Origin of the sequence: Mycobacterium sp. UM_Kg27 (genome assembly GCF_000972905.1) — a bacterium.
Lineage (GTDB): Bacteria > Actinomycetota > Actinomycetes > Mycobacteriales > Mycobacteriaceae > Mycobacterium.
The window spans coordinates 1-6375 of the sequence record NZ_JRMM01000184.1; the positions used below are offsets into that span (position 1 = coordinate 1).

4 protein-coding genes are annotated in these 6375 nt (G+C 65.1%); all 4 read left to right on the top strand.

All coding sequences use genetic code 11. The annotated features are described in order from the left end of the window. The coding region (locus LI94_RS19665) for an ABC transporter permease (protein WP_046302251.1) at window positions 1-524 on the top strand (524 nt) is incomplete at its 5' end. Continuing rightward, the gene (locus tag LI94_RS19670; protein WP_046302252.1) at window positions 524-2344 is read left to right on the top strand and encodes an ABC transporter ATP-binding protein; all 1821 of its coding nucleotides are present in this window, start codon (window positions 524-526) and stop codon (window positions 2342-2344) included. The genes LI94_RS19665 and LI94_RS19670, both read left to right, overlap by 1 nt. A gap of 2 nt (window positions 2345-2346) precedes the next feature. After that, complete coding sequence (locus tag LI94_RS19675; protein WP_239651277.1) at window positions 2347-4065, top strand: ABC transporter family substrate-binding protein; 1719 nt, start codon at window positions 2347-2349, stop codon at window positions 4063-4065. Window positions 4066-4467: 402 nt separating this feature from the next. Further along, complete coding sequence (locus LI94_RS19680; protein WP_192831009.1) at window positions 4468-5883, top strand: FRG domain-containing protein; 1416 nt, start codon at window positions 4468-4470, stop codon at window positions 5881-5883. Window positions 5884-6375: the final 492 nt, after the last annotated feature.

Sequence of the window (6375 nt, forward strand, 5' to 3'; positions counted from 1 at the left end):
GTCGGCAGCGTCAGATGTGTATAAGAGACAGGGTGCCGGCCTTCATCCTGATCGCGATCATCACCCCACGTACCAAGAACAGCGGCAACATCGCCCTGTTGGTGCTGTTGCTGGCCGGGTTCAGCTGGATGATCAGCGCCCGCATGGTGCGCGGGCTGACCATGAGCCTGCGGGAACGTGAATTCATCCGGGCCGCACGGTATATGGGCGTCTCCAGCCGGCGCATCATCATCGACCACGTGGTGCCCAACGTAGCGTCCATCTTGATCATCGACACCGCGCTGAACGTCGCGGTGGCGATCCTGGCCGAAACCGGTTTGAGCTACCTGGGTTTCGGCATCCAGCCGCCCGACGTCTCGCTGGGCACCCTGATCGCCGACGGCACCGCCTCGGCCATCACCTTCCCGTGGGTCTTCCTGTTCCCGGCCGGGGTGTTGATCACGATACTGGTCTGCGCCAACCTCGCCGGGGACGGCCTGCGGGACGCCCTGGACCCCGACGCCGCGACGCTGCGAGGCCGCTGATGAGCACCCTGCTGGAAGTCTCCGACCTGGCCGTGACGTTCGGCGCCGGCCGCGACGCCGTGCGTGCGGTGCGCGGCGTCAGCTACCACGTTGACGCCGGCGAAGTGGTGGCGATGGTCGGCGAGTCGGGCTCAGGCAAATCCGCGGCGGCGATGGCCGTGATGGGGCTGCTGCCCGAATATGCGCAGGTGTCCGGTTCGGTGCGCCTGCAGGGCACGCAGTTGATCGGGCTGGGCGACACCGCCATGTCGAAGTTCCGCGGCGCCTCGATCGGGATGGTGTTCCAGGATCCGATGTCGGCGCTGACACCGGTGTACACCGTGGGCGATCAGATCGCCGAGGCCATCGAAGTGCACCAGCCCCGGGTGGGCCGCGCTGCGGCGCGCCGACGGGCAGTCGAGCTGCTGGAGCTGGTCGGGATCAACCGGCCCGAGCAACGGGCGCGGGCGTTTCCGCATGAGCTGTCCGGCGGGGAACGGCAGCGGGTGGTGATCGCGATCGCGATCGCCTGCGACCCGGACCTGCTGATCTGCGACGAGCCCACCACTGCGCTCGACGTCACCGTGCAGGCCCAGATCCTCGAGGTCCTCAAGACCGCGCGTGATGTGACCGGTGCCGGGGTACTGATCATCACCCACGACCTCGGAGTGGTCGCCGAATTCGCCGACCGGGCCCTGGTGATGTACGCCGGACGGGTGGTCGAAGCCGCACCGGTCGAGGTCTTGTACTCCGACCGGCGGATGCCCTACACGGTCGGCCTGTTGGGTTCGGTGCCCCGCCTGGACGCCCCACAGGGCACCCGGCTGGTGCCGATCCCGGGCGCCCCACCGTCATTGACGGCCGGGATAGATGCGGGGTGTCCCTTTGCCCCGCGCTGCCCATTGGCCGCCGACGACTGCCTGGCGGCAGAGCCGGAACTGCTGAGCGTCGGGGAGAACCATTCCGCGGCCTGCATTCACACCGACCAGGTCATCGGGCGCAGCGCTGCCGACATCTATGGCGTGCGCACCGAAGTGCCGGCTGCGGTCGCGGCGGAAACCCGCACCGTGCTGCGGGTCCGCGATCTGGTCAAGACCTACCCGCTGACCAAGGGGGTGCTGCGCCGCCGCGCCGGCGAGGTGCGCGCCGTCTCTCGTGTGAGCTTCGAGTTGCAGCAGGGCCGCACGCTGGGCATCGTCGGCGAATCCGGCTCGGGCAAATCCACCACATTGCACCAGATCCTGGAGCTGGCCGCGCCGCAGTCCGGGTCGATCGAAGTGCTCGGCGCCGATGTCGCCGCGTTGAAGCGCGACGGCCGTCGTGCCCTGCGGCGTGACCTGCAGGTGGTGTTCCAGGATCCGGTCGCTTCACTGGATCCCCGACTGCCGGTGTTCGAACTGCTGGCGGAACCCCTGCGCGCCAACGGCTCCGACAAGGCCGCCATCCATGCCCGGGTCGCCGAACTGCTGGAGCTGGTGGGGCTGCGCCGCGGCGACGCGCTGCGCTATCCCTCGGAGTTCTCCGGCGGGCAGAAGCAGCGGATCGGCATCGCCCGGGCCCTGGCGTTGCAGCCGAAGATCCTCGCACTGGATGAACCGGTGTCCGCACTCGATGTGTCGATTCAGGCCGGCATCATCAACCTGCTGCTGGACCTGCAGCAGCAACTCGGATTGTCCTACCTGTTTGTGTCGCATGACCTTTCGGTGGTCAAACACCTAGCGCACCGGGTCGCGGTGATGTACGCCGGAGCGATCGTCGAACAGGGCGAGGCCGATCAGGTGTTCCGCGATCCCCAACACGACTACACCCGGCGTCTCTTGGCCGCGGTGCCACACTTATGACTATGACGTTGACTCTGCGCTCACCAAACAGTTGTGCGAGAAGAGTGCCTGGTGGACGCAGAGTCAACGGGGTGGTGGCCACCGTGTTGGCTGCCGGCCTGGCGCTGAACGGGTGCGCGGCAGTCGATATCACCGCACCCGAGGGCACCGCCACGGTCGGCACCGCCAGCGACATCAACCCGCAGGACCCGGCGAAACTGCGGGACGGCGGCAACCTGCGGCTGTCGATGACCCAGTTCCCGCCGAACTTCAACCCGCTGCACATCGACGGCAACCTGGCCGAGAACGCCGCCATGCTCAAGGCCACCATGCCGCGGGCATTCACCATCGGCCCGGACGGCTCGGCGACGGTGGACACCGACTACTTCACCAGTGTGGAGCTGACCGGCACCAACCCCCAGGTGGTCACCTACACCATCAATCCGAAAGCGGTGTGGAGCGACGGGACACCGCTCACCTGGAAAGACATCGCCAGCCAGATCCATGCCACCAGTGGCGCCGACAGCGGGTACGCGATCGCGACCACCAACGGCGCCGAGCGGGTCGCCTCGGTGACCCGCGGCGTCGACGACCGGCAGGCCGTGATGCGCTTCGCCAAGCCCTACGCCGAGTGGCGGGGCATGTTCGCGGGCAACTCGATGCTGTTGCCGGCCAGCATGACCGGCGACCCGCAGACCTTCAACAAGGCTCAGCTGAGCAAGCCGGGCCCCTCGGCCGGGCCGTTCGTACTGTCGACGCTGGACCGCACCAGTCAGCGGATCACCTTGACCCGCAACCCCGCCTGGTGGGGCCGGACTCCGAAGCTGGACACCATCACCTACCTGGTGCTCGACGAGGCCGCCCGGATGCCGGCGCTGCAGAACCACACCATCGACGCCACCGGGGTAGCCACCCTGGATCAGTTGACGATCGCGCGCCGCACCGAGGGCATCGCGATCCGGCGGGCGCCGACGCCGGCCTGGAACCACTTCACCTTCAACGGGGCACCCGGCGCCATCTTGTCCGACAAAGCGCTGCGGCTGGCGGTCATGCGCGGCATCGACCGGTCCACCATCGCCAAGGTCACCCAGCGCGGCCTGACCGCCGACCCGGTGCCGCTGAACAACCACATCTACGTCGCCGGCCAGGAGGGCTACCAGGACAACAGCGCGGTGGTGGCCTACGACCCCGAGCGCGCCGCACGCGAACTCGACGAGCTCGGCTGGACACTGCACGGCAAGTTCCGGGAGAAGAACGGTCGCCCGCTGGTGATCCGCCACCTGTTCTACGACGCATCGAGCACGCGGCAGTTCGCCCAAGTGGCCCAGCACAACCTGGCCCAAATCGGGGTCAAGCTGCAGTTGGACGCCAAGGCCGGGGGCGGCTTCTTCACCGACTACGTCAACGTCGGCGACTTCGACATCGCCCAATTCAGTTGGGTCGGTGACGCCTTCCCGCTGGCCGGGCTCAACCAGATCTCCGCCTCCTACGGGGAGGCCAACTTCGGCAAGATCGGCAGCCCAGCCATCGACGCCAAGATCGAGGAGACACTGGAGGCACTCGATCCGGCGCTGGCTCGCGCCCGGGCCAACGAGGTCGACAGCCTGCTGTGGGCCGAAGGATTCAGCCTGCCCCTGATTCAGACCACCGGTAATGTCGCGGTGCGCAGTTCGCTGGCCAACTTCGGGGCGCCGGGCCTGGCGGATCTGGACTACACCGTGATCGGGTTCATGAAGGACTGATGGCCGGGCATCAAGTAGTGATCGTCGGCATCCAATGTCTTTCTTCCACCTCGAAACCGACGAGCCGGTACGGGTGATGGTGAGCGCACCGGACTCGAATTCCACGGCAAACGGGCGCAATACGAATTCAGCCAAGCCCTGATCACCCGGTGCGGAACCGATTACGGGCTGCACAATGCCGACTGGTGCGCCAGTTCATCCACATGACCCGGCAGGCGGAACACTGCCGCGACCGACGGGTACCGCGGGAGGCCCGAGTACTGCTCCGCGACAACGATCACGCTCATCGCACATCCTGGTCGTGCTCTACAAAATTCCTCAACTGCAAGCATCGACCCGTGTAGTGACGCTTGTGCGCATGGTTCCTTGCCGGAACTGCGGCTGAGGGCGAACAATATGGTGATGAGTTCTCCGCCGAACCCATCGACGCCTGCGGGCGAACACCCCTGGCGGAAAGCCTATCTACGCTTCCGTGAGCTCGAGCAGCGGCTCACTGACGACGACCCTGACGGCTGGGCGTTCTTGACCCTGCTCCAGGCCGCGGGCCAGGGACGCCGCTACTTTGATGCCACGCTTCTGGAATACAAGGCCGCCTGCCTGGGCATCAAGTCCGGACTGCCGGGGCCGCCGGACAGCTTGGTCAGTGAGTTCGGGACGATCGCTGACCTACGGTCGAGCTATGACTCGGCAGAGGCGGGATTTGTTTTCGAGGACGTTTACCATCTCGCTTTCGACCGACTCACGTGGTGGCAAGGGTATCCCACGGCGTCGACTAGGTGCCAGAAACAACCATCGGACTCTCTTTGGCTCTACCGTGGCCAGCGGAAGGATTCCTGGGAGGTCGGAGCGACAATTTACCGAGGATTGCCGGAGGGCCCCAAACGAAGGGCTGAACTGCAGAGTCGGGCCGCCAGCGCTTGCCAGGTCGGATATGCGATTGCCAATCGTCTCGGTCTCTCTTTCAAGGACGCTATGGCAGTAGCTCAGCATTATTCGGCCGCCGACATCCTCGGGACGCCGACGTGGCTAGTCGATTTCAGCCGAAACCCATGGGTGGGACTCTTTTTCGCTACCGAGGGTGGAGAGTCGGGAGACCTCGGGGTCGTCTGGGCCATCAAGCCGAGCGAGTACGCCGCCATCTGCGCGGGGAAAGGCAATCCAATCGGGCCCCTCCAACTCGTCGTTCCTCGCGGCGTGGAGCGCATCGACAACCAGGCCGGCGTGTTCGTCATCGCGGGCCTGCCGCAGATCTTCCATCAGTACGTAGGCTTCGGGTGGGATACTCGGTTCCGGCAGCACACCGGATTGGTGTTCGAAGATCCAGTACTCGGGATCGGCGCGCAGACCATCTATCCTCCGGACGATCCGTTAAGAAGCGTGCTCGCGGAGGTTCGATCAGCCTCTGTTGATTGCGGCTGCGAGACTGGCACAACGCCTTGCGCCGTATCGTCCGCCGTGTTTACCGATCCGTTCGATCCGAGCACTTACGAGAGCCTGTTGGCCTGCTGGCTAACGGAGTTTCTAACAGCGCGCGCCCACGATTTCGAGCCCGTGTATCTTCGTGATGCTTTTGCCGACCTGGCACGATTCCATGCCCGGCTGCAATCTCCGGACTACGCGGACCGGTTGCCGCTCCCTTCGAGCCGCTCGCTCAACCGTCTCCGCGCTACGTTCGACAAATTGGCCTCACATGCCTTACAAGACGCCCCAATATCCCTTCGGATAGCGGTCGAGAGTACGTACGTCAACCAGACGGCCGGGAACCGAGATCACATCACCGTGCTGCGAGAGGCACTGAACGAGATACTCGGCCCCTGAATAGTCGCGCATAGAAGCCGGCGCAGCCGAAATCCTGCACCACCGACGAGGCGCACACAACAGCACCGAGAAGGCCGAGTGCGCGCCGCTCTGAAATGTGCATCTACTTGGATGACCAATTCACGAGACATATGGAAAAGACATGGCACCGCCGCCAAGAAAACGACACGCAACATGAGACCCTACGGCCGCTGTAGGTGCCACGTGATCAGCGACATCGACTTGTTTCTGGCCCGACCGCCGCGACCCAGCCCGTGTGGACAGGCAACGACGCTCGCATTGTCGAATACACCATCACTGAATTGCGCAAAGCTGTCGCTGAGCCGAAGGTAGGTGAAGTTCTCGTCAGCGGCCTCACGGTTGCGGGATCTAGGACGTGGCTCCTCAAACTGGTGCGGCCGAGTGAGGTGAGCCCCTCGTAGTGGTCCAGTTGTTGTGCGACTCTGATGCCCGGTGTTCGGGCAGGAAGAATCAGCAACGACATGGCAGCCA